The organism is Terribacillus saccharophilus, assembly GCF_046592595.1.
In the GTDB taxonomy this organism is placed as follows: Bacteria; Bacillota; Bacilli; order Bacillales; family Amphibacillaceae; genus Terribacillus; species Terribacillus saccharophilus_C.
In genome coordinates this window covers 185,666-204,477 of record NZ_JAWVPF010000008.1, presented here as the reverse complement: position 1 = coordinate 204,477, position 18,812 = coordinate 185,666, and the positions used below count along the sequence as shown (strand labels likewise).

The 18,812-nt window shown below is 41.5% G+C and carries 21 protein-coding genes and 1 pseudogene; 9 read left to right on the top strand and 13 right to left on the bottom strand.

Translation table 11 applies throughout. The features are described 5' to 3' along the window. Positions 1–180 precede the first annotated feature (180 nt). Positions 181–387 carry a hypothetical protein gene (locus SFC25_RS14955; protein ID WP_411216053.1) on the top strand — a complete coding sequence of 69 codons (207 nt, stop codon included), beginning with the start codon at positions 181–183 and terminating at the stop codon, positions 385–387. Positions 388–405: 18 nt separating this feature from the next. Here the strand turns inward: SFC25_RS14955 and SFC25_RS14950 are convergent, their stop codons facing one another. After that, positions 406–999 (bottom strand): hypothetical protein, encoded by a 594-nt coding sequence (locus SFC25_RS14950; RefSeq protein WP_411216052.1) that lies wholly within the window; start codon positions 997–999, stop codon positions 406–408. 106 nt (positions 1,000–1,105) lie between these two features. Here SFC25_RS14950 and SFC25_RS14945 point away from each other — a divergent pair, with 106 nt between their 5' ends. Beyond that, positions 1,106–1,285: a DUF2929 family protein gene (locus SFC25_RS14945; protein ID WP_411216051.1), complete on the top strand. Its 180-nt coding sequence runs from the start codon at positions 1,106–1,108 to the stop codon at positions 1,283–1,285. Positions 1,286–1,314: 29 nt separating this feature from the next. On the opposite strand, the gene SFC25_RS14940 is transcribed toward SFC25_RS14945, so the two are convergent. The 3 genes from SFC25_RS14940 to SFC25_RS14930 all read right to left on the bottom strand — a co-directional run bounded on the left by SFC25_RS14940 (position 1,315) and on the right by SFC25_RS14930 (position 2,898). Then, positions 1,315–1,647, bottom strand: a complete 333-nt coding sequence (locus tag SFC25_RS14940) for a hypothetical protein (protein WP_411216050.1) — start codon at positions 1,645–1,647, stop codon at positions 1,315–1,317. 91 nt (positions 1,648–1,738) lie between these two features. Further along, positions 1,739–2,050: a metal-sulfur cluster assembly factor gene (locus tag SFC25_RS14935; protein ID WP_038559343.1), complete on the bottom strand. Its 312-nt coding sequence runs from the start codon at positions 2,048–2,050 to the stop codon at positions 1,739–1,741. Positions 2,051–2,133: 83 nt separating this feature from the next. After that, positions 2,134–2,898 carry a prolyl oligopeptidase family serine peptidase gene (locus SFC25_RS14930; protein ID WP_411216049.1) on the bottom strand — a complete coding sequence of 255 codons (765 nt, stop codon included), beginning with the start codon at positions 2,896–2,898 and terminating at the stop codon, positions 2,134–2,136. Between the two features lie 155 nt (positions 2,899–3,053). Between SFC25_RS14930 and SFC25_RS14925 the strand changes: the two genes are divergently transcribed. The 3 genes from SFC25_RS14925 (at position 3,054) to SFC25_RS14915 (ending at position 4,299) form a co-directional block, all read left to right on the top strand. Then, a complete protein-coding gene (locus SFC25_RS14925; RefSeq protein ID WP_411216048.1) occupies positions 3,054–3,881 on the top strand; it encodes a Cof-type HAD-IIB family hydrolase in 828 nt (275 codons plus the stop codon). Between the two features lie 105 nt (positions 3,882–3,986). Beyond that, complete coding sequence (locus SFC25_RS14920; RefSeq protein WP_170937469.1) at positions 3,987–4,130, top strand: hypothetical protein; 144 nt, start codon at positions 3,987–3,989, stop codon at positions 4,128–4,130. A 1-nt stretch (position 4,131) separates the two neighbouring features. Next, a complete protein-coding gene (locus tag SFC25_RS14915) occupies positions 4,132–4,299 on the top strand; it encodes a DUF3813 family protein (protein WP_411216047.1) in 168 nt (55 codons plus the stop codon). Positions 4,300–4,335: 36 nt separating this feature from the next. Here SFC25_RS14915 and SFC25_RS14910 read toward each other — a convergent pair whose 3' ends face one another. The 4 genes from SFC25_RS14910 to SFC25_RS14895 form a co-directional block, all read right to left on the bottom strand. Further along, the gene (locus SFC25_RS14910) at positions 4,336–7,545 is read right to left on the bottom strand and encodes an ATP-binding protein (RefSeq protein WP_411216046.1); all 3,210 of its coding nucleotides are present in this window, start codon (positions 7,543–7,545) and stop codon (positions 4,336–4,338) included. Beyond that, positions 7,538–7,900: a response regulator transcription factor gene (locus SFC25_RS14905; protein WP_411216045.1), complete on the bottom strand. Its 363-nt coding sequence runs from the start codon at positions 7,898–7,900 to the stop codon at positions 7,538–7,540. Before SFC25_RS14905 ends, SFC25_RS14910 begins: the two co-directional genes overlap by 8 nt. Positions 7,901–7,915: 15 nt before the next feature. Further along, positions 7,916–9,484 (bottom strand): GGDEF domain-containing response regulator, encoded by a 1,569-nt coding sequence (locus SFC25_RS14900; RefSeq protein WP_411216044.1) that lies wholly within the window; start codon positions 9,482–9,484, stop codon positions 7,916–7,918. Between the two features lie 84 nt (positions 9,485–9,568). Further along, entirely contained in the window at positions 9,569–10,009 is a 441-nt protein-coding gene (locus SFC25_RS14895) for a hypothetical protein (protein ID WP_411216043.1), read from the bottom strand. Between the two features lie 128 nt (positions 10,010–10,137). On the opposite strand from SFC25_RS14895, the gene SFC25_RS14890 reads away from it, so the two are divergent. After that, positions 10,138–10,401 carry a NifU N-terminal domain-containing protein gene (locus SFC25_RS14890; protein ID WP_366249278.1) on the top strand — a complete coding sequence of 88 codons (264 nt, stop codon included), beginning with the start codon at positions 10,138–10,140 and terminating at the stop codon, positions 10,399–10,401. Between the two features lie 32 nt (positions 10,402–10,433). Here the strand turns inward: SFC25_RS14890 and SFC25_RS14885 are convergent, their stop codons facing one another. The 4 genes from SFC25_RS14885 to SFC25_RS14870 all read right to left on the bottom strand — a co-directional run bounded on the left by SFC25_RS14885 (position 10,434) and on the right by SFC25_RS14870 (position 15,040). Next, positions 10,434–11,282: a YitT family protein gene (locus tag SFC25_RS14885; RefSeq protein ID WP_411216042.1), complete on the bottom strand. Its 849-nt coding sequence runs from the start codon at positions 11,280–11,282 to the stop codon at positions 10,434–10,436. Positions 11,283–11,433: 151 nt separating this feature from the next. Beyond that, positions 11,434–13,281 (bottom strand): asparagine synthase (glutamine-hydrolyzing), encoded by a 1,848-nt coding sequence (asnB, locus tag SFC25_RS14880; RefSeq protein WP_411216041.1) that lies wholly within the window; start codon positions 13,279–13,281, stop codon positions 11,434–11,436. 116 nt (positions 13,282–13,397) lie between these two features. Beyond that, on the bottom strand, positions 13,398–13,778 hold the full coding sequence (locus SFC25_RS14875; RefSeq protein ID WP_411216040.1) for a DUF1516 family protein: 381 nt from the start codon (positions 13,776–13,778) through the stop codon (positions 13,398–13,400). Positions 13,779–13,837: 59 nt separating this feature from the next. Beyond that, positions 13,838–15,040 (bottom strand): DUF418 domain-containing protein, encoded by a 1,203-nt coding sequence (locus SFC25_RS14870; protein ID WP_411216039.1) that lies wholly within the window; start codon positions 15,038–15,040, stop codon positions 13,838–13,840. A gap of 124 nt (positions 15,041–15,164) precedes the next feature. Between SFC25_RS14870 and SFC25_RS14865 the strand changes: the two are divergent. Continuing rightward, positions 15,165–15,456: pseudogene (locus tag SFC25_RS14865) on the top strand (PH domain-containing protein); the annotation flags it as partial. A 330-nt stretch (positions 15,457–15,786) separates the two neighbouring features. Here the strand turns inward: SFC25_RS14865 and SFC25_RS14860 are convergent. After that, on the bottom strand, positions 15,787–16,641 hold the full coding sequence (locus tag SFC25_RS14860; protein WP_411216038.1) for an MBL fold metallo-hydrolase: 855 nt from the start codon (positions 16,639–16,641) through the stop codon (positions 15,787–15,789). A gap of 284 nt (positions 16,642–16,925) precedes the next feature. Between SFC25_RS14860 and SFC25_RS14855 the strand changes: the two genes are divergently transcribed. Together SFC25_RS14855 and SFC25_RS14850 are read left to right on the top strand one after the other, a co-directional pair. Continuing rightward, positions 16,926–18,098 carry a nucleotidyltransferase domain-containing protein gene (locus tag SFC25_RS14855; RefSeq protein WP_411216037.1) on the top strand — a complete coding sequence of 391 codons (1,173 nt, stop codon included), beginning with the start codon at positions 16,926–16,928 and terminating at the stop codon, positions 18,096–18,098. Continuing rightward, positions 18,095–18,811, top strand: a complete 717-nt coding sequence (locus tag SFC25_RS14850) for a hypothetical protein (RefSeq protein ID WP_411216036.1) — start codon at positions 18,095–18,097, stop codon at positions 18,809–18,811. Before SFC25_RS14855 ends, SFC25_RS14850 begins: the two co-directional genes overlap by 4 nt. Position 18,812 lies beyond the last annotated feature (1 nt).

Sequence of the window (18,812 nt, the reverse complement as noted above, 5' to 3'; positions counted from 1 at the left end):
GACTGGTCTGTTTTAAAATGATGACCATAATAAAGTGCTTAATCTGAAATATATTGTAACGTATTTTTTCTGTTCTGTAAGCTCTTAAGTGAAAACTAAATATCTTCCCTTCCAATAAATAGGTGAAGACATAGACAAGATACAGTCTCCATACATACTGTAGATTATGGAGGTGCGATAATGAGAAGAGACGATCGTATGGATGAATTCCTTTTTGGCAAGAGAAGGAATGCAGTGCCGGAACAAGCGGAATCAAAAAAAGAAGAACAAAAAAAAGAATTCAATTTAATGGAGACAGCAGGTACAATCATGGAAACATATGAGCAGCTTTCTCCATATGTAAAACACCTGAAAAACCACGCTGCAAAATTCATAAAAAAGAAATGAAGATTGGACGGAGCAGGTTTATCCATAAAAGAATCTGAATTGTGCATAGTGTTTGTGTAAAGCAGATAAATCATCCTTTATATTACGTGTGAGAGCGATAGCTGCTCGATCTTCCTGCTCCGGACACACCTCTTTTGAATAAAAGCGATAGTTGTCGATATCTTCATTTCCTGACAGCAGCTTGCTGATTGTTTGCATCACAGGTTTTATCGGGAGCGCATTTCTTTGGAAGTACTCATCATCAAATAGTATTCGTTTGCCATTCCATTCAACTGCTTCCTCATCCCTTGGCATCCATTCACCGTATAAAATCGGTAACATAATTTGTTTTTCACGTTCTGGGGTATCGTCTGCAGCATAACAGATATCTATGCTGGATTTATTTTCAATACTTTTATCCACTGCTCCGAAGAAACTGATATATGCTTTATAATCTGTATTTCTCATTCCTTCGCGGAACATCGCATGACGTCCGATGTACATACTTAAATGTGTCTCTTTGTCTGTTAAGGATTGCCCATGCAGACCTGATACTTCATGACCATCTTCCAATAATGCCTGCACTAGATGATACCCTTCCCAGGAATAACACTGACTGACGAGGAAATGCATGAAATTCACTTCTCCTATCATGTGAGGATTTGCACAAGAATCATTTTCTTTTTGAGCGGAACCTGCTATGATAGAAGTATATGTGTGAATGATAGAGGTGATACTAATGCGGTTTGTCGCAACAATTATTTGGGCTTTCGTCCTTAGTGCTGTCGCAGCTTTTGTACTGACGAGCATGTCCGGTGATCCATACGATATGTCACTAGTTATCGTTATGACAATCATCTTCAGTCTTGGTGTATGGATTGTATCTGCAGTCCTTCCAAACGGAGAAGAACACGAATAAAACCTTGCCATCTGGCAAGGTTTTTTCTTTTACCACGGAATAAGACTAAGTGCTGCCAAACCAACAAGCGGTAAAACCAGCCGGCGAAAACGTCCGCCTGGATATCCATATCCATACCCGTATCCATACCCCGGGTATCCAAATGGATTGCGGTAATCGTCGTCGTCATCCTCTTCTACAAAATCATACTGCTCATCTGCTGGTATTGCGAGATGGACATACTCGTCATCCACATCCAAAACAATCCCATCCATCTGATAGCCATCCATCAGCTGAATAAGGACATATTGATTTTTGTGCTGCCTGCACATTTCCATCATATGATGAGATTGCGTATACGTTTGTTCATAAGAATTCGTCACGATGAACACTCCCCCTTTACACCCACAGCCTATGCCAGGGAAGAGTCCTGTGTGCAAAAAAAGCCCTCTTGCCGAGCAAGAGGGCTTACTATTAATCCGGAATACCGAGTGCTATCTTTGCATAGCGCGACATGCGATCCTTAGACCACGGCGGGCTCCATACTATATTCACTTTCGTTTCCTTCACTTCTGGAATATCCATTAGAACGCGTTTGACATCTTGTTCGATATGGCCAGCCAACGGGCAGCCCATTGCAGTCAATGTCATTGTCACGATACCTGTACCATCTTCATCTATATCCACTCCGTACACCAAACCAAGGTTAACGATATCAATTCCCAATTCAGGATCGATTACGTTTTCCAGAGCACCGAGCATATTCTCTTCCAATGCTTGATCCATTCCTGCTCCTCCTTTATATCAGTTCATGAAACTGTTTGTCTGCATCTATTTAAACATATTTTCGTCAAAATAGAAATAAACTGCTATAGTACCTTCTCCAGCCATGCCGTTCCGGCGAGCATCGCTTTTCTGGAAACTTTGTGGCCAGTTCCCGCTTCCGTGACATATGTAAACTGCTCCTGGTCTGCGGCTTCATATTCCAGTGCCTCATAGAAACTACGGGAATGTATATATGGCACGACAGGATCTTGATCACCGTGCCAGAAGAACAATGGCCGGTCGCCGATTGTCTCTGGATGCAGGGATAGATCAATTTTCTCAAGCGAGCTGAACATCTGCTCCAATTCTTCATCTGCTATATTCATGTCGACGCCGGATTTTTTTACTGCATCCACCATCCCGCGGGCAAATGCCGCAATCTTTGGAGAGCCCATCATGACCATACCTGCTTTGATCCAATCAAATTGTGTCAGCGCCGCACAAGTGGTGATACCTCCCATACTGGTACCGCCAATTGCAAAGCGATCATTCTGTATCAATCCTTTTTCGGATGCGTACTGGTGAAGCTGCTGCAAATCATGCAAATTTTCCTTCACGATTGCGAAGAATTCCATTTGGCGTTTGCTTGAGCTAACGTTATCTTCCCGGATACCATGGTGGAGAGCTTCCGGTAAAAGTACACGATAGCCCTTGGCTGCCAGCATGTACGCAATTGGGAGATTATGTTCCCTGGCACTTGTGAAACCATGGAAATATGTAAACACAGGAAGTTCCTGGTCTTCGGTACCTGCTTGTTCTATACGAAGCAAAGGCACCTCGTTCCAGACTTCTTCTTTAATGACGATCATTTGCTTCATCCTCTTCTACGTTTTCCATTACCTACTGCTTCATCTTAGTATGCCCAGGCATCTTTTGTAAATCGATACTCCTTCGTCTTGACGATTTCTTTACAGATACGTAAGAGAAGGATACACTATAATGTACAATATAGAGGTGATAATAAATGGAAAAACATTTGATAGCACTTGATTTGGATGGAACACTTTTAACAGATGATAAACATATCTCTGAAAAGAACAAGCAAGCCATAGCGGCAGCAATACATGCTGGTCATGTCGTCGTTATCGCAACAGGAAGACCGCACCGTGCTTCCCTGGCTTATTATCGTGAACTCGGGCTTACAACCCCGATGGTGAATTTCAACGGAGCCCTCATCCATCATCCGGATGATAAAAAATGGGACGCTGTCCACTCCCCGATGCCGGTCCGTACGGCACGCAAAATTGTGGATACATGCAATAAGCTTGATGTAAAAAATATCATTGCAGAAGTGATGGACGATGTTTATATCGATCGCTTTGACCAATACTTATTGGATTTGTTTCATTTGGAGGAAGAAGATGATCCGATTAAAGTCGGCAGCCTGACGCAGGCGCTGCAGGATGATCCAACTTCCCTGCTTATTTATCCGCATGAAAACCAAGTTGCTTCCATTCGGGAGACGCTCGAAAAAGAGCACGCTGAAGTAATTGAGCATCGACGCTGGGGTGCACCATATCACATCATCGAGATCATCCGCAAAGGGCTGAGCAAGGCAGTTGGTCTGCAAAAGATCTCACATTATTATGGTATTCCACAGAAAAATATCATCGCCTTCGGTGACGAAGACAATGATTTGGAAATGATCGAGTATGCTGGCGCAGGAGTTGCAATGGGTAATGCAATCGGACCATTGAAAGAAATCGCCAACTATACAACAGGTTCGAATATGGAGGATGGCATCGCATCCTTCCTACACTCTTATTTGAAGCTGGAAGTACCGGCTAATTAACAATTTTTACAATTCATACTTCCTTCGTGCAAGGAGCAAACTAAAAGCGTAATCGGGTAAAGCCGGTTATGCTTTTACTTCTTTAGACGTTCGGAGGGGTAACGAATGAGTAAGAGGAGTAAATCAAAACGGTTCACAAGTCAAGGAGCGCAATCGGTTAGGCAGCATGACGATGTTTTTGTCTACCGTGAACGCTTCAGCGATAGTGTGAAGAAGCATCAATCAGAAAGCCATAATGGAGGGTTTTAGGATGGAAAACTTCTTCGAGAGAGCCAAGCAAAAAGTGCAGGGCTTGACAAATAAGCCAAGCCAGGATGACTCTGCAACAGCGCATGAGGCCATTCAATCTGCATACAACGATGCAACTGGTGAAGAAAAGCAGCAATTGCAGGACTTCGAGCAAAAGCTCGACCAGTAACAAAAAGAGGCAGATCCTTACGGATCTGCCTCTTCCTTATTCCTCTTCTTTTTTAAATGCAATAATTCCTTTGTTTCCATGCTGCAGGATAGCTTGCAAGATGACTGTCGACAGCTTATTAGGCGGGTATGGTTTGATCAAGTAATGATTGATGTGATAGTGCTTTGCCTTGTCCATTTCCTGAATAGCACTAGAAATGAAAATTGGAATGTGCTGCAGTTCTGGATCTTGTTTTATTTCATGAATGACATCCCAGCCATCCACACCATCGCCAAGCATCAAATCGATTACGAATGCTGCTGGCTTTATTTGTGACAGCTGTTTGATCAGCGCTTCTCCTGTAACAAATCTGGTTACGGAAAAGCCGGCATCTTTCAGTTCATCCTCCAGAAGGAGCGCCAAACTGCGATCATCCTCAAGCAGAATAATTTGGCGGCCGCGTTCGACATCAGGCAAGGAGGACTTATCTGCTTCAACCAATGGCAACACAATTGTGAAGACACTGCCCTCCCCCTCGGCAGATCTAACCATGATCTTTCCGTCATGCGCCTCAACGATTTCTTTGCAAATTGCAAGTCCTAATCCAGTACCTCCGATTTTACGGCTGCTGGAATTATCAAGCCGATTGAATTTCTGGAACAACCGTCCGAGTTCCTGATCTGGTATACCTATACCCTCATCCGAAATATGGACATAAAGCTGATGCTCCTGCTGCTGCACAGAAACAACCACATCTCCGCCTTCCGGGGAAAACTTGATAGCATTACTGAGCAGATTCGTCAATACTTGAATCATTTTATCCCGATCCACACTTACATGATCGTAGGTACTATTCTGCTGCAGAACTAGATTATGGTTTGTGTTTGTAGATTGGAAGTTCTCCATAACCTGCTCCACAATTGGGGTGAAAGACTGTTTCTCTTTCACATATTCCTGCTTTCCTGCTTCCATACGCTGCAAATCAAGAAAATCATTAATTAGATTCGTCAGCCTTGTTGCTTCCTGATGAATCGTTTGCAAATATCTCGCTTGGCGTTCCGGCTTCAGATCCTTCGTAATCATCAGTTCTGTATAGCCAAGCACACTAGCCAGCGGTGTTCTGAGTTCATGGCTGACCGTACTGACCAAGTTGGATTTCATTTGATCCACTTCATATTCCGCAGTAATATCGCGGTAAACGAAAAGGGTACCAATCTTCTCATCATGACGTTTGATGCCGACATGATAGAGAAGCAGCACTTTATTCTGCATTCCGCTCACTCGAAGCCTCAAACCAGTCTCAGGCTGTTCCTCTTCAAAAATAGCTTGTTTCACATATGCCTCAAATGCTTCTTTATTTTCAATGTATGTCTTGCTGTATTCCATCCAGCTATCATAATCATTGCAAGCGTCCCGTCGGGATTGTACGGCAGCCAGTTGCAGGTATACTTGCCAGTTGGCATTGTACTGCAGTAAATCCCCATTTTTACTGACAAATTGGATACCTTCATTCACATTATCGATGATATCCTGGTTAAGCTGTCTATTGTATTCTGTGAGCTCATAGGATTCGATCTTATCAAGGAATAAGCTGAGTCTATTCAGGATCCAATTCATTTCTTTCTTCTCCGACTCCCGGAAAGGCAGCTGGAATCTCGTACAGATAAAAACAGCGACCAGTTCTCCAGAAGAGTTCTGCACTGGAATATGAAGATCTTCGCTCATACCTGCTTCACGGTATCCAGCTTCCCCTTTATCTGCTTGTCTTTCGAGTACAAATGGTTCCGGGTTTTCTTTCAGGCGTTGTATCACAGTCTGGAAATGTGCTGCTACCGGCTCATCAAATTGTTTTGAAACACCAATTGCAGCCCACTCAGGAGTCTCCGTCATGAATATGACACCGTGGTCATATTGATAAAGTGCAGCAAGTTCTTTGATGATTGTATCCAGAAGTGCTTGCTTTTCCATCGTAACTGATAATGTGTTATTCATACGGTTCATTCGTTCAATGCCTTTTTTGGTTTCCTCGGTCTCTCGCAAAGAATCTCGGAGCATCCTCTCTGACTCGACAATTCGTGTAATATCCTGCTCGATTACAATAAGCTGCTCCAAAACCTGTTCTTCATTTGAATACGGTACGATTGTTGCATGAACCCAATAGCTAGTCCCATCTTTTTTCCCATGCTCCAGCGTGCCGCTCCACGCCTGCCCTTTAAATAGCTCAGGAAAAGCCTTGTTTATTTCAGATGTATCCTCTTCATGTGCGACAATACTAAGAAAATTCCTTCCAATAAGTTCTTTTTCCGGATACTGAGAAATCGAACTGAAATTCTCATTCACCTGTTTGACGACACCTTTATCGTCGAGGACCAACACCATGGAAGATTCATTCAATGCCCAATTCAGATTACGCAGATCATTGACAAAGCTCTCAAGCTGTTCTTGCTGTTCTGTCAGACGCGTATTCTTTTCGGATAGATTTTGTTCCCGATTTCGTATCCGCTTCGCCATATCCCGGAAGGCATCCGACAATATACCAATTTCGTCGTTACGCTCAAGCGGAGCAAGTGTTACATCCTTCCCTTGAGCCACATCATAGGAAGCAAGGGATAACTCATATAAAGGCTTCCCGATGTTCCGTGTGAACTGCCGGTTAAAGAATAACAAAATACCGAAGATCAGCAGGACAAAGAGAAACAGCATATACGATTCCCTCGTGTTATCCAACATGAATTCATTATGCAGTTCGGTTACAGCATCCTCGTTATACTGCCTTAGACTTTCTGTGATACGGAGAATATCATTGATTTCTGTTATCCGCTCATTAGCAGTACTATCCGTAATCTGCTCAAGGTTATCAGACGCAATAGCCTCCTGGAGCTGGGGGTAATAAGTATCCCAATATAAAGCCTCAAAATCCTGCAGACGAGCAAGGTTCTCACGTTCCTGCTGGGAGAGCTCGAACGCTTCCAGCTCATTAAGGTTATCCACCAAAGAAGCATGGGACCTCTCTCCATTCTGCCTCTCCTGTTCATTGGTATAAAGGGCATATCCCCGCATATGAAATACCATATCAGTGAAATCATTCTTTATATTCTGCAGAACGCCTCGCTTCTCAACAAGAATATTGCGCTCCTGTTCATATTCCTTATTCGTGGAATAATGCATATAAAAGAAGGCAGCTATGCCTACCAACGTAGCGAGCAGAACAAAGAATAGGATATAGAGGAATTGCCGCCTAATCGATTTTCGGAAGTAATTAGGCATCGAGAATATCCTCTACTAATAAAATCAGCTGCGCAGGACTAAACGGTTTGGCCATATAATAAGGTATACCCGCTCTTTTCGTCTCTTCGATATCAGATTGCTGCGTCTTTGCTGTCAGCATAATGATAGGACAATTCTGCTTCCATTCCGCTGAAAGTGCCTGGGCTACTTCGATACCTGTCTTTCCTGGCATCATATTATCCAGGATCACCAAATCAAAGTGGTTTGCTTGCATCTTTTCCAGCGCTTCGTTTCCATCAGCTGCATTTTCAATCTCATGACCTTCATCTTCCAATGTGTCAGTAATTAACATACGCAATACTTCTTCATCATCTGCCACTAATATCTTCGCCATTTTGTTTCTCCTCTCTTAGGTGCGCAGTGTCAGCCTTTTAATTCTTGCTGCCACTTCTTCGACATGGAATGGTTTGGTCATATAATCGTCCGCCCCAAGCTCTAGTGCCTTCACTACATCCTGGTTATCCTGTCTGCCTGTCAGCATCATGACAAACACATTCTTCTCATTCGAATAGGTGCGTAAAGCTGTCAGCACTTCGAGTCCATCCATATCCGGCATGACGCCATCAAGGAGGACAATGTGTTTGCCCGCTTGTCTAATCCAATCGGATTCAAGTAAGGAGCTGCCGGCTGCAAATGCCTTGAGCTGGACACGGTATCCATCCATCCGCAATCCTTCCAGACTATCAGAAAGCAAAGAGCGTATAATCCTATCATCATCTACTACTGATAGATAAAGTGTTTTGTAGGGACCCTCTTCCATTTGATGCTGACATGATTCGTATACATTCACTTGCTGCTTCCCATTACGTTTCCCGAAATACAGCGCTTGATCTGCTTGTTCAATCAGCTCATCCAGCGAGAATCGTTCATCATTTACTTTCGATGCCACACCTGCTGTAAAGGATGCATAAATAGTTGTCTGCGCTAGCTCATGCGTCTTGTGCATGAAACCTTCCAGAATTTCACGTAAGCGGTTCGCTGCAAGTTCGGATGTAATACCTGGCATTAAAAGAAGAAACTCTTCTCCTCCAAACCTGACTACATAATCCTCTTCTCTCACAGCACCTTTCAAAAAAGCAGCAAAATTACGCAGCACAATATCACCGCTAGCGTGACCATATGTATCATTCACTTGTTTGAAATTATCAAGATCAAGCACCGCACAAGTCAATTCTGACTCGCGTCCAGCCGGAAAGCTCGCTAAGAATGACCGATTATATACTTGTGTTAACGGATCGACAACGACTCGCTGCTCCATCGTATCCAAAAGTTTTAATCGGTTAAAAATGAGTTCGATCACCAATTCATCCACTTCATGTTGATCGATTATGTCTGTGATGCCATTCCGGAAGTATCGCTGCTTTTCCTCAAAGTCTAGATTTCCGCCAATAAACATTATTAAAGAGAACATTTTCTGCTGAACATAAACAGTATCTTCTTTCGTGATATGATCTCGCCAGCTGCCATCTATCAACGTTATAAGCGGATGTGCATCATAAAGATGGGCAATTGCGCGTTCCTTGTCCGCCGCTACAATTACTTGAAGCCCTTCCTTTTCAATACGCTCTCTCGCTCGCATGAGCCAGTCATTATTACTGGATATCAGCAGCACAGGCTCCTGTCTGATGAATTCCCTGGGTCTGGAAGGAAGTTCTGCCTGCTGCTGCATTTTTGCTTCGATTGCTTCTATTATCGGCATCCAATTATCCTTAGGCAGACGTTCCCCTTCTAGTTCCGCTATAAGGTGCAGCTGATCCTCCGCCACTTCCGACAAGGTATTTAGACCTATAGATGCACCTGTTCCTTTGATTTGATGGACAATTTGATACAAATCTCCTTTTCGTATCATGTCCTGCTGCTTAAACATCGCAAAACTTTCATTGATTTTTGCCGTAAATATCTCTTGGTACTTCTTCAATCAACACACCTCTATCTTTATTAAGCACTTAACTCTTGGTGTATTAGCTAAGATTGCAGGTTGATTATATCACAACAACAACCTTCAGCTTTGATTCCCTAAAAATTTACTTTTATAAAATATATCTGTTAAAGTTATTACCAATAGACCATACAATAAGTGTCCGCCAAACCAGATAATGATGGCTGACCAATCGTTTACACCAGGTACTGGCTGTTTGGCAACCAGTGACAAAGGAAAGTAAACAAAGGCCGCACAGATACTTAATCCAATACCGATCATCCATCTGCCTATCCGGCATCTTTTCCTCAACCAGAAGTAAACCAGGACAATTGCCCAGGAAATAATGATATGAAAGAGATTCAGCATAAATCCATTCCAATCCACTTGTCGGATAAGCGGAATGAAATCGACGTTCAGTAGTAATGTGTAAACTTTAACAGTAGTAATTTGCTGCCAAAAATACATCCAGACTGATAGCACGACGCCTGTTAAACTGCCAATCCACAGAACACGAAGTAACATTCCGAATTCCTCCTCTTCTTCTTTCACTACCCATACACGTTTCTGGTTAAGCAAGTTATTTCACGCTTTTTAATTCGTTCCCTATCTGCTATGATAGTGGTAAGTATGGACGCTAGGAGGGCAATAGCATGAGTATAAGAGTGGAAAATACACCGAATCCAAACGCAAAGAAATTCACTACTGATAAAATTATCTTTGAAGGCAACGGCAGTGTGTCTGTCATGCCTGGACAAACGAGCGAATACGACATCATGAATCAGCTGATGACAGTTGAGGGTGTCGATAATGTTTTCGGTTTTCAAAATTTCATTACAATCAACAAGCTTCCTAACGCAGATTGGGACGAGCTTTCTGCGAAAGTCGTCGCTGTCATGGAAGAAGCAGGCTATTAAAAAGGCTGAGGAGCAAGGATGCTCCTCAGCTTTTATTTATCTTTACGGAAGAATCCATAGATACCAGCTGTTTCTACAACGTTCATGAAAGCTGATGGATCTACTTCTTTAATGATATGCTCCAAATCATATAATTCATATCGGGTGATGACGAGCATCAGCATATTTTTATCCTGCTGTGTGTACCCACCTTTTACTGGAATGATCGTAATACCCCGTACCATTTTATTATAAATTGCTTTCGACAGCTCGTCCGATTTGGTTGTGACAATCATCGCTGTCACCTTCTCATAACGTGTATGAATCGCATCGATCACTCGAGTCGATACATACAGTGTGACCAATGTATATAGGGCATTCGCCGGTTCATTGAGAACACCGGCAAGAATGATGATTACGCCATTCAAAAGCAAAAAATACGTACCAACCGGTCTATCCTTCAGACGGGATAGAATCATGACCACGATGTCCATACCTCCGGTAGATGCTCCCCATTTCAGCGTCAGACCAACACCGACACCGGCAATAACGCCGCCGAATACAGCATTCAAGATAATATCATCCGACAGAGCCTGAATCGGAAGCAGCTCCAGCATGACTGTCATACAAGCAACCGAAAAGAGACTATAAATCGTAAAACCTTTGCCCACCTTCATCCAGCCTAGGATAGCTACTGGAACATTCAATATGAAAAGCCAAATCCCTGTACCAATCGAGGTGATGCCAAGTACCTGTGAAAAGAAATCGAATAAAAGCTGTGCAGCACCGGTAAACCCGCTGCCATATACACTTGCAGGTATCAGGAAGAAATTCAGTGCCACTGCATTGAGCAAAGCTCCGAAAATAACGACCACGATACGTTTTACTTCAAAATAGAACAATTATGTACCTCCTCATAAGTCCCATACATTAAAAAGCTTGCACAGAACGGCTGAAAGCTATTCCTGCGCAAAGCCCGCGAATCATTATAGCTGAAATCACTCCGAATGAAAATAGTTTTATTATGTAAGGAGCTAATAATAGCTCCCATCGTCATACCCGGATCTTTACATCATTATGTCGCAGCCAAAAGTCGATCTGTCCCAGATGTGCGAGCAGCTGTGGACCAGTCATCAATTGACCGAACCAAGGAGCAGTCACATCCTGCCCCTTGCTTTTGACTAGTGCGTCAATAGCTTTCCGGTCGAATAAGTCGAATAATCGTGCATCATCATCCCGGAGGATTTCTTCCATCCACTGCACGACAGCAGCCGTATAAACTGGATTATGCGTCTTAGGATATGGACTTTTCTTCCGATAAAGTACGTCATCCGGCAGGATTCCTTCGAGGGCTTTTCGAAGTATCCCCTTTTCTTTATTGCCATACGTCTTTATTTCCCATGGGATATTCCAAACATATTCCACCAATCGATGATCACTAAACGGAACTCGGGCCTCGAAGCTTGCTCCCATGCTCATTCGGTCTTTTCGATCAAGCAATGTAGGCATGAACCAATGCATATTCAAGTAAAACATTTGTCTTCGCTTCGCTGCTTCGGCTTCCTCACCGGGCAGCAGTGGCGTTTCATCAATTGTAGCCTGATACCTATCAAGCATATAGCCATGTAAATCAAGGTCTTCCTGCCATTCTTTTTTCAGCAGACTGTTACGGACTTGAGCCGAGCGGATCCAAGGGAAGCCTTCTCTATTCAAGTCATCCTCCCTGTAAAACCATGGGTAGCCGCCAAAAATTTCATCTGCACATTCTCCTGACAGTGCTACCGTAACGTTCTCCTTGATCCGCTCACAGAACCAGAACAAAGAGGCATCAACATCCGCCATACCCGGCAGATCGCGGAGAATGGTCGCTTCCTTCAGGAAGCCAGCTAATAACAGGTTATCCATTACATATGTCTTGTGATTCGTACCAAAAGCCTTCTGCATTTTCTCTACAAATGTCTGGTCACTTGCCGGCTGGAAATCGCTTTTCTTGAAAAATGTATCGTTCCCATCAAAATCAATAGAGAATGTCGATAGTGGCCCTTTGCCTGTTTCCTTATAGTGGTTCGCAGCAATTGCCGTTATCGCGCTGGAATCTACTCCTCCTGAGAGGAAGGTACCAAGCGGTACATCCGATACAAGCTGCCGAATTACCGAGTCTGTGAGCAGTTCCCTTACTTTTGCAGCAGTTTCTTCTATTGAATCCGTATGCTCTTTACTTTCCACATTCCAATAACGAGTCAGCTTTAAGCCATTCCGATCGAATTTTCCAATGTGAGCTGCCCGTAATTCCTTGATGCCTTTGAAAACACCATGGCCAGGTGTCCGTGATGGACCGAGCGCCAAAATCTCCGAAACGCCTTCCTTATCAAGTACTGCTTCCACTTCCGGATGAGCAAGGATTGCTTTCAATTCTGAACCTATCAACAATCCGCCATCTTGTTCCATATAGAAAAATGGTTTTACGCCTAATCGATCTCTCGCAAAAAAGAGGCTTTCCGTTTTGTCGTGCCAAATGGCAAATGCAAAGATTCCATTGAATTTTTCGACACATGCTTCCTGCCATTCGATATAACTCTTCAGCAGCACTTCCGTATCGGAATGTCCTTGAAAGGACCATCCACGCTGCTTCAATTCCTTCCGGATATCTTCTGTGTTGTAAAGCTCACCATTGTAAATCAATGTATAAGTCCCGCGCTCATCAGTGTGCTGCATCGGCTGTTTGCCTCCTGCAGCATCTACCACAATCAGTCGCCGGTGACCGAACAGGACATGTGGTGCGCCCCAATCATTGTACTCATCCGGACCCCGTTTCGATAATGTCTGAGCCATCTTCTGGATCACAGGTTGTTCCTGCACCAGATTTCGTTTGAAATTAACCCACCCGGTAATACCGCACATATGCCCGCTCTACTCCTTTTCTCGCCTATGTCATATATCAAGCCGTTACTTCTACAACATATGAAAAGCGGCGATAAACGTGAGCAAAAGAAAAAAACCTGCCAAAGAAGGCAGGTTTATGGCAGGAATCCCATCGGAAGGATACCGAAGCCAAGCAATAATGTAATCACCAGCGCGATGAAGAAGATAATCCACCAAGCTTTTGCGGATTTTTCCTTCTTCAGTTTCACAAGGATCATCTCCATGCAGACGATGACAATCAATCCGGCAATACCCTTGATGACTGCTTGGACAGTAAAGGAAGATCCAGATGCATCAAAATATCTCCATAACAGTACAAAACCTGTATACAGGATAAGCAGGTAATCAAGCCGAAGGATCATATGCGGAATTGTTGCCTGCTTTACTTTCCTCTCGCTATAAAGAACAAGCGCAAAGAAGAAGAGCAAAAGACCCAGTCCCCAGCCGATTATATGTGTAAGTATCATTCCGTCCATGGTGCGCCTCCTTTTATTATGTACCCGTACATCATACCATGATTCCCATATTTACCGCATCAAGACACACGCTGTTCGTTTTTCTTCCGAAGCGGCTGAATTTTCCCATACGTCAGTATGCGCCACAGCCATTCAATCGGTCCGAAGGTGAAATAACGGAACCAGATTCTGCTCATCATCACTTGGAGAATGAAGACACCGACTACAAAGCACACAAAACCTAACAAGGAGAACTCCGCATATAAACCGAACCCGATATTGTAGAACAAGACGAACATCAATACCGATTGGAACAAATAATTGGACAAAGACATGCGTCCAACATAGCTCAACTGACGTGCAATCCAGCTGAAAACAGGCAGATTTGAAACGAGCGTTATCAAGGAGAGATAAAACAACGCGCATGCTGGTCCGCCAATAGAGTCCTGAACAATGCTCAGCCAATAGGGTGCACCAATCAAATACGGTCCAGCTTTAAAGACCAGAAATAGAAAGCCTGTTATGACCGTAAACCAAATAAGCTTGCGGCGATTGGACACCGGATCATGAAACAGCTTCACACGAGCAAGGTATGCGCCTAGCATCAACAATGGGAGCAGCAAGAACACGTTGAGGATTATGCCGCCAACGCCATTCATTGACCAATCCGCTAGATTCTGCTGCAAGATATCAATGTATGTTCCATTACTATAAGCTGCAATTTTGCTAGGTATATCATTCAAACTGACCAGCATTTCTTCCATGCCTTCCTCGAACATCGATGCTGCTAGATATAATACGGTAAACAGCAGGACCACCGGGAGAAGCAAAACCGGGATCATCGTCAGCAAGACCCATCTTGGTGTGTAAAGAAAAGGAATAAGCAATAATCCTAGAATCGCATATGTAAAGAGAATGTCACCATACCAAATAAGAAATGCATGTACTGCTCCCAGACCAAGCAGCACGATCATCCTTCTGCTTAGGAACCAACCCGGCTTGATGCCGTCACGTTTTCGGCTATCGAATATAAGCTGCATTCCGAATCCAAATAATATGGAAAATAACGTATAGAAACTAGCTTGGAAAAATATATCGATGCCGCCCAACAAAAAAGTATCAAGTGGTGAATCCCATTCAGGGGAGTCAAATCCTGGCATATAGTAAGGAGACCCGAATGAAGGTGCGTTCACCATGAAAATGCCGAGTATTGCTGCCCCTCTTGCCGCGTCTATCCAGTGCAGCCTGTTTGTCTGCGGCATAGGTCTTAATGTCTCCTTCATGTATTTCCGCCTTTCTTTTTTTGAATTAGTACAGATGCACCATTTAACAAAAAAATATGGTTGTCTTCTGTCAAAATTGCTAAAATTAGTATATCACATGCTGCATAGCGGAAAGGGTTAAATTATGTTTAAGAAACTAGCTTCCGATGCTCTAGGCCTCTCAGATATCGGTAAGATCATTCCTCCAAGTGATTATGATAAGACAGATGCTGATGATTATGTCATGAATGAAGATAACGAAAAAATCTACTTTTTGATTAAAACGAAGCAGGATGAGTATTGCTTTACAAATCTCGCTATCATCCCATGTTGACGGTGAAAGTGCCGTTTCTTCCAAACGTACTCTCCGGCGTTATCCATATATGCAGCATCGTATCAGCAATGTTTATTTGGAAACAGCCGGTAAAGTGGACTTATTTAGTTAACTACGAATTGTGTACTATTAATGTATACTATTGATTTTCAACTTTTCACGTTACTCTTCATTAAAACCACCTTTTCACATTGTGTATAAATCTCCTATTTATCCTTAACCTACCCTAGGCTCACATATCTGATCGTTGAAGTACGAACTCAATAATTTTAAATAACACAGAAGACCTATTTTATAGTAATAACTATAAAATAGGTCTTCTAAAATCTAATATGATCATGGCTAATTTTTTTGTTAAGTATAAAAAACAGCCACCTCCATAAGAAAGTGGGCGCCTCGTTATTGAACTAAAGCTACCCGTTAGCTTAAAAAATTAAACTCTTACCAATTGCGTGTCATAAGCAAACTCTACATTTAAACCAGAACTTTTCAACTTCCTTTCTAACTCTTTAAATTCACTAAAACTCAACCCATTCGGTTCTTCGATGTGCGTTAAGATAACATGCTTAGCATCAAGAGTATTGACAATTTCTAATGTTTCATTAAAGGTTGCTTCTTCCTTAAAAACAGGATGGTCTTCGGGTAATAATCTTTCGCCGCTTAATGGATGAAATTCGAATATACCTACTGGTAATATAGCGAGGTCGACACCAATTACATCCTTATTTGGTTTCCAATTATTCAACTCATCAGTAGCAATAAGCACTTTTTTACTATCGCTTTCAATTATAAAAGCATAAACATAATCCTCCGCCAATCTAAATGGAAAAACTTTTGTGTTGTTCAAGACTAAATTCTCTCCATCATTTAGTCGATTTATGTTAGCAAATCCTTGTGATTCAAAAAAGTTTAAATGGTCACTACTACCAAGAAATGCTTTGAAATCTATATCTACTTGTTCAGGAAGGTAAACTTCTATTTTATTATGATGAGGGGGATAGTTAATCCAATCCGCACTGATAGATTCTATAATTCTTCTTCCCATAACATGGTCTGGGTGCCAATGGGAATATATAATCCCGCTAACATTATCAATGGTAGAACGGTTGATTTGATGGTAAATATCTTCTGGTGTATCTATCAATAAATTAGGACCATGTACAAATATACTTGGACCCATTCTACTAAATGGTACTCCTTTATTTATTGCCTCTAAACACACATTACACTTACAAAGTGGTCGTGGTATCGTTATTGCACCACCTGTTCCAAGAAATTCAATTTCCAATTCGAACAACCCCCTTTAAACATTTTCACATTATAAAATATATACAGTTATAATGATTATCTTCTAAAACATTACTGCCCTGTTTGTTCAATAAGCTACTTCAAAATCTGATTGTACCATAAAGTGGATAATGATTACCTTTTCCTAGAAAAATCTATACAAAAAAAGCTATTATCAAAAGATTAATAAAAGTTAAACCTACATATTGTAGGAACAAACATTCTATGTTACTATATTTAGTGTATTTAATTGGTAACATAATCCATTAGTAGAGGTGATATGTAGTGCCAGAAACAACGCATAAGAAAAGTGTTTTAGTTGAAATGATTAATGAATTAGATTTACCTGATTATGTTGTAGAGAAAACAATCCAAAGATATAAGTCATTGGGCGAATGGTTTGGTAGAGAAGGTAGTTCATTTAAAGATGTAGATATAGACATCTTCCCACAAGGTTCTTTTGCGTTAGGTACTACCATAAAACCTATAAACGATAAAGAAGAGTATGACTTAGATATGGGATGTAAAATCAATATCTCTAATTTTAAATCTCTTTTTTCGCAAGAGCAGTTAAAAGAGAAGGTTGGAGCTGAGCTTGAAGATTATCGGGTTGCAAAAGGTATTAAAAAAGAATTAGAAGAGAAGCACCGTTGTTGGAGACTAGAGTACATGGATGAAATAAGATTCCACTTAGATATAGTACCCTGCATTCCATTAAATGACGTTAATCAAGGTGATTATAAGAAGCAGTTAGAAGATGTTTTTAATTATTCGGAGTCTCTAAATAACTCCGTAGTGGATGCTGCAATAAATATAACTGATGATCGAAATGCTAATTATAGCATTATAACACCAGATTGGAATATTAGTAATCCTCAAGGTTACTTGAAATGGTTTGAGAGTCGAATGACAACAGATGAATCAAGAATCTTTAATAGTGCTTCGATAACACCAGTTCCACTTTACAATCGAAAAACAATACTGCAAAGGTGTATTCAATTATTAAAAAGGCATCGGGATAACATGTTTGGGGATAATGAGAGCAAACCAATTTCTATTATAATAACAACATTGGCAGCTAGAGCCTTCAATGGAGAAGCAAATTTAGAAGAAGCAATTTTAAACCTATTGGAAAATATGCCATCATATATTAACACAAGCGGTCCCAGAGTACCGAATCCAGTGAATCCTAATGAAGATTTCACTGATAGGTGGGATACCCCAGAAGGACAAGAATTAGATTTAGAAGGGAACTTCAAAAATTGGTTGTTACAAGCAAGGGTTGACTTTAACAACTTATTAGAAACTAAAAGCTATGAAACTGCTAGTTTAATTTTAAATAATAAGTTCTCTATGAATATAGATACTGACTTTCTAAAAGTTAATTCACAACCCACTAAAGAAAAACCTAGAATTGTAACTTCCCTACCTAAAAATCCACCAAAACCTTGGGGGTGACGGACATAAATATTAAAGAACTTGAAAAGTTTCTGCAAGCACATCCTCAAATGTCTCTAGCTCCTTCAAATAAAGAAGCGTTTATAGTACAAGGGGTTTTATCTTTTGATATTCAAGATGATTCGTATGGGAATATAAAGGATGAATTTCAGCTAAAAGTTGTTATTCCTAAGAGTTTTCCAAGAGATATCCCTATCGTCTATGAACTTGATGAGAGATTCCCTAAGATCGCAGATTATCATGTGTATGCAGATTCTTCTTTATGTTTAGGATCGCCTATGAGCTTAAAGAAACGAATAAAGGACAATCCTACATTGGAAGATTTCATTCAGACTTGCGTAGTTCCTTACTTTTTTGCAATTGCATTGAAACTTCAAGGGAAGGACAACTTTGTATTTGGTGAGTTATATCACGGTACATTAGGAATTATCCAAGATTATTTAGAGGTATTTGACCTTAATAATGTCCAACAAGTTATTGATTTACTAGAGATACTGAGTCTTAAATCCAATAAAGGAAATAAAAACATTTGCCCCTGCGGATGTAATCGTATAGTAACAAAGTGTCCTCTTCATAAGAAGATAGTTGAATATAGAAACGTTATGAGCAGAAAAGAATACGCCGAGGAAAGAGAAATCATCACAAAATATTATAACGAATGGAAAGAATACCAATCAAAAAATGCAACAAAAAAATTAATTCCATCAGTATAGT

Excerpts from the sequence above, each read along its gene's own strand:
- SFC25_RS14955 (WP_411216053.1), top strand. The coding sequence starts at position 181 with ATGAGAAGAGACGATCGTATGGATGAATTCCTTTTTGGCAAGAGAAGG.
- SFC25_RS14950 (WP_411216052.1), bottom strand. The coding sequence starts at position 999 with ATGCATTTCCTCGTCAGTCAGTGTTATTCCTGGGAAGGGTATCATCTA.
- SFC25_RS14945 (WP_411216051.1), top strand. The coding sequence starts at position 1,106 with ATGCGGTTTGTCGCAACAATTATTTGGGCTTTCGTCCTTAGTGCTGTC.
- SFC25_RS14935 (WP_038559343.1), bottom strand. The coding sequence starts at position 2,050 with ATGGATCAAGCATTGGAAGAGAATATGCTCGGTGCTCTGGAAAACGTA.
- SFC25_RS14930 (WP_411216049.1), bottom strand. The coding sequence starts at position 2,898 with ATGATCGTCATTAAAGAAGAAGTCTGGAACGAGGTGCCTTTGCTTCGT.
- SFC25_RS14925 (WP_411216048.1), top strand. The coding sequence starts at position 3,054 with ATGGAAAAACATTTGATAGCACTTGATTTGGATGGAACACTTTTAACA.
- SFC25_RS14920 (WP_170937469.1), top strand. The coding sequence starts at position 3,987 with ATGAGTAAGAGGAGTAAATCAAAACGGTTCACAAGTCAAGGAGCGCAA.
- SFC25_RS14915 (WP_411216047.1), top strand. The coding sequence starts at position 4,132 with ATGGAAAACTTCTTCGAGAGAGCCAAGCAAAAAGTGCAGGGCTTGACA.
- SFC25_RS14910 (WP_411216046.1), bottom strand. The coding sequence starts at position 7,545 with ATGCCTAATTACTTCCGAAAATCGATTAGGCGGCAATTCCTCTATATC.
- SFC25_RS14905 (WP_411216045.1), bottom strand. The coding sequence starts at position 7,900 with ATGGCGAAGATATTAGTGGCAGATGATGAAGAAGTATTGCGTATGTTA.
- SFC25_RS14895 (WP_411216043.1), bottom strand. The coding sequence starts at position 10,009 with ATGTTACTTCGTGTTCTGTGGATTGGCAGTTTAACAGGCGTCGTGCTA.
- SFC25_RS14890 (WP_366249278.1), top strand. The coding sequence starts at position 10,138 with ATGAGTATAAGAGTGGAAAATACACCGAATCCAAACGCAAAGAAATTC.
- asnB (WP_411216041.1), bottom strand. The coding sequence starts at position 13,281 with ATGTGCGGTATTACCGGGTGGGTTAATTTCAAACGAAATCTGGTGCAG.
- SFC25_RS14875 (WP_411216040.1), bottom strand. The coding sequence starts at position 13,778 with ATGGACGGAATGATACTTACACATATAATCGGCTGGGGACTGGGTCTT.
- SFC25_RS14870 (WP_411216039.1), bottom strand. The coding sequence starts at position 15,040 with ATGAAGGAGACATTAAGACCTATGCCGCAGACAAACAGGCTGCACTGG.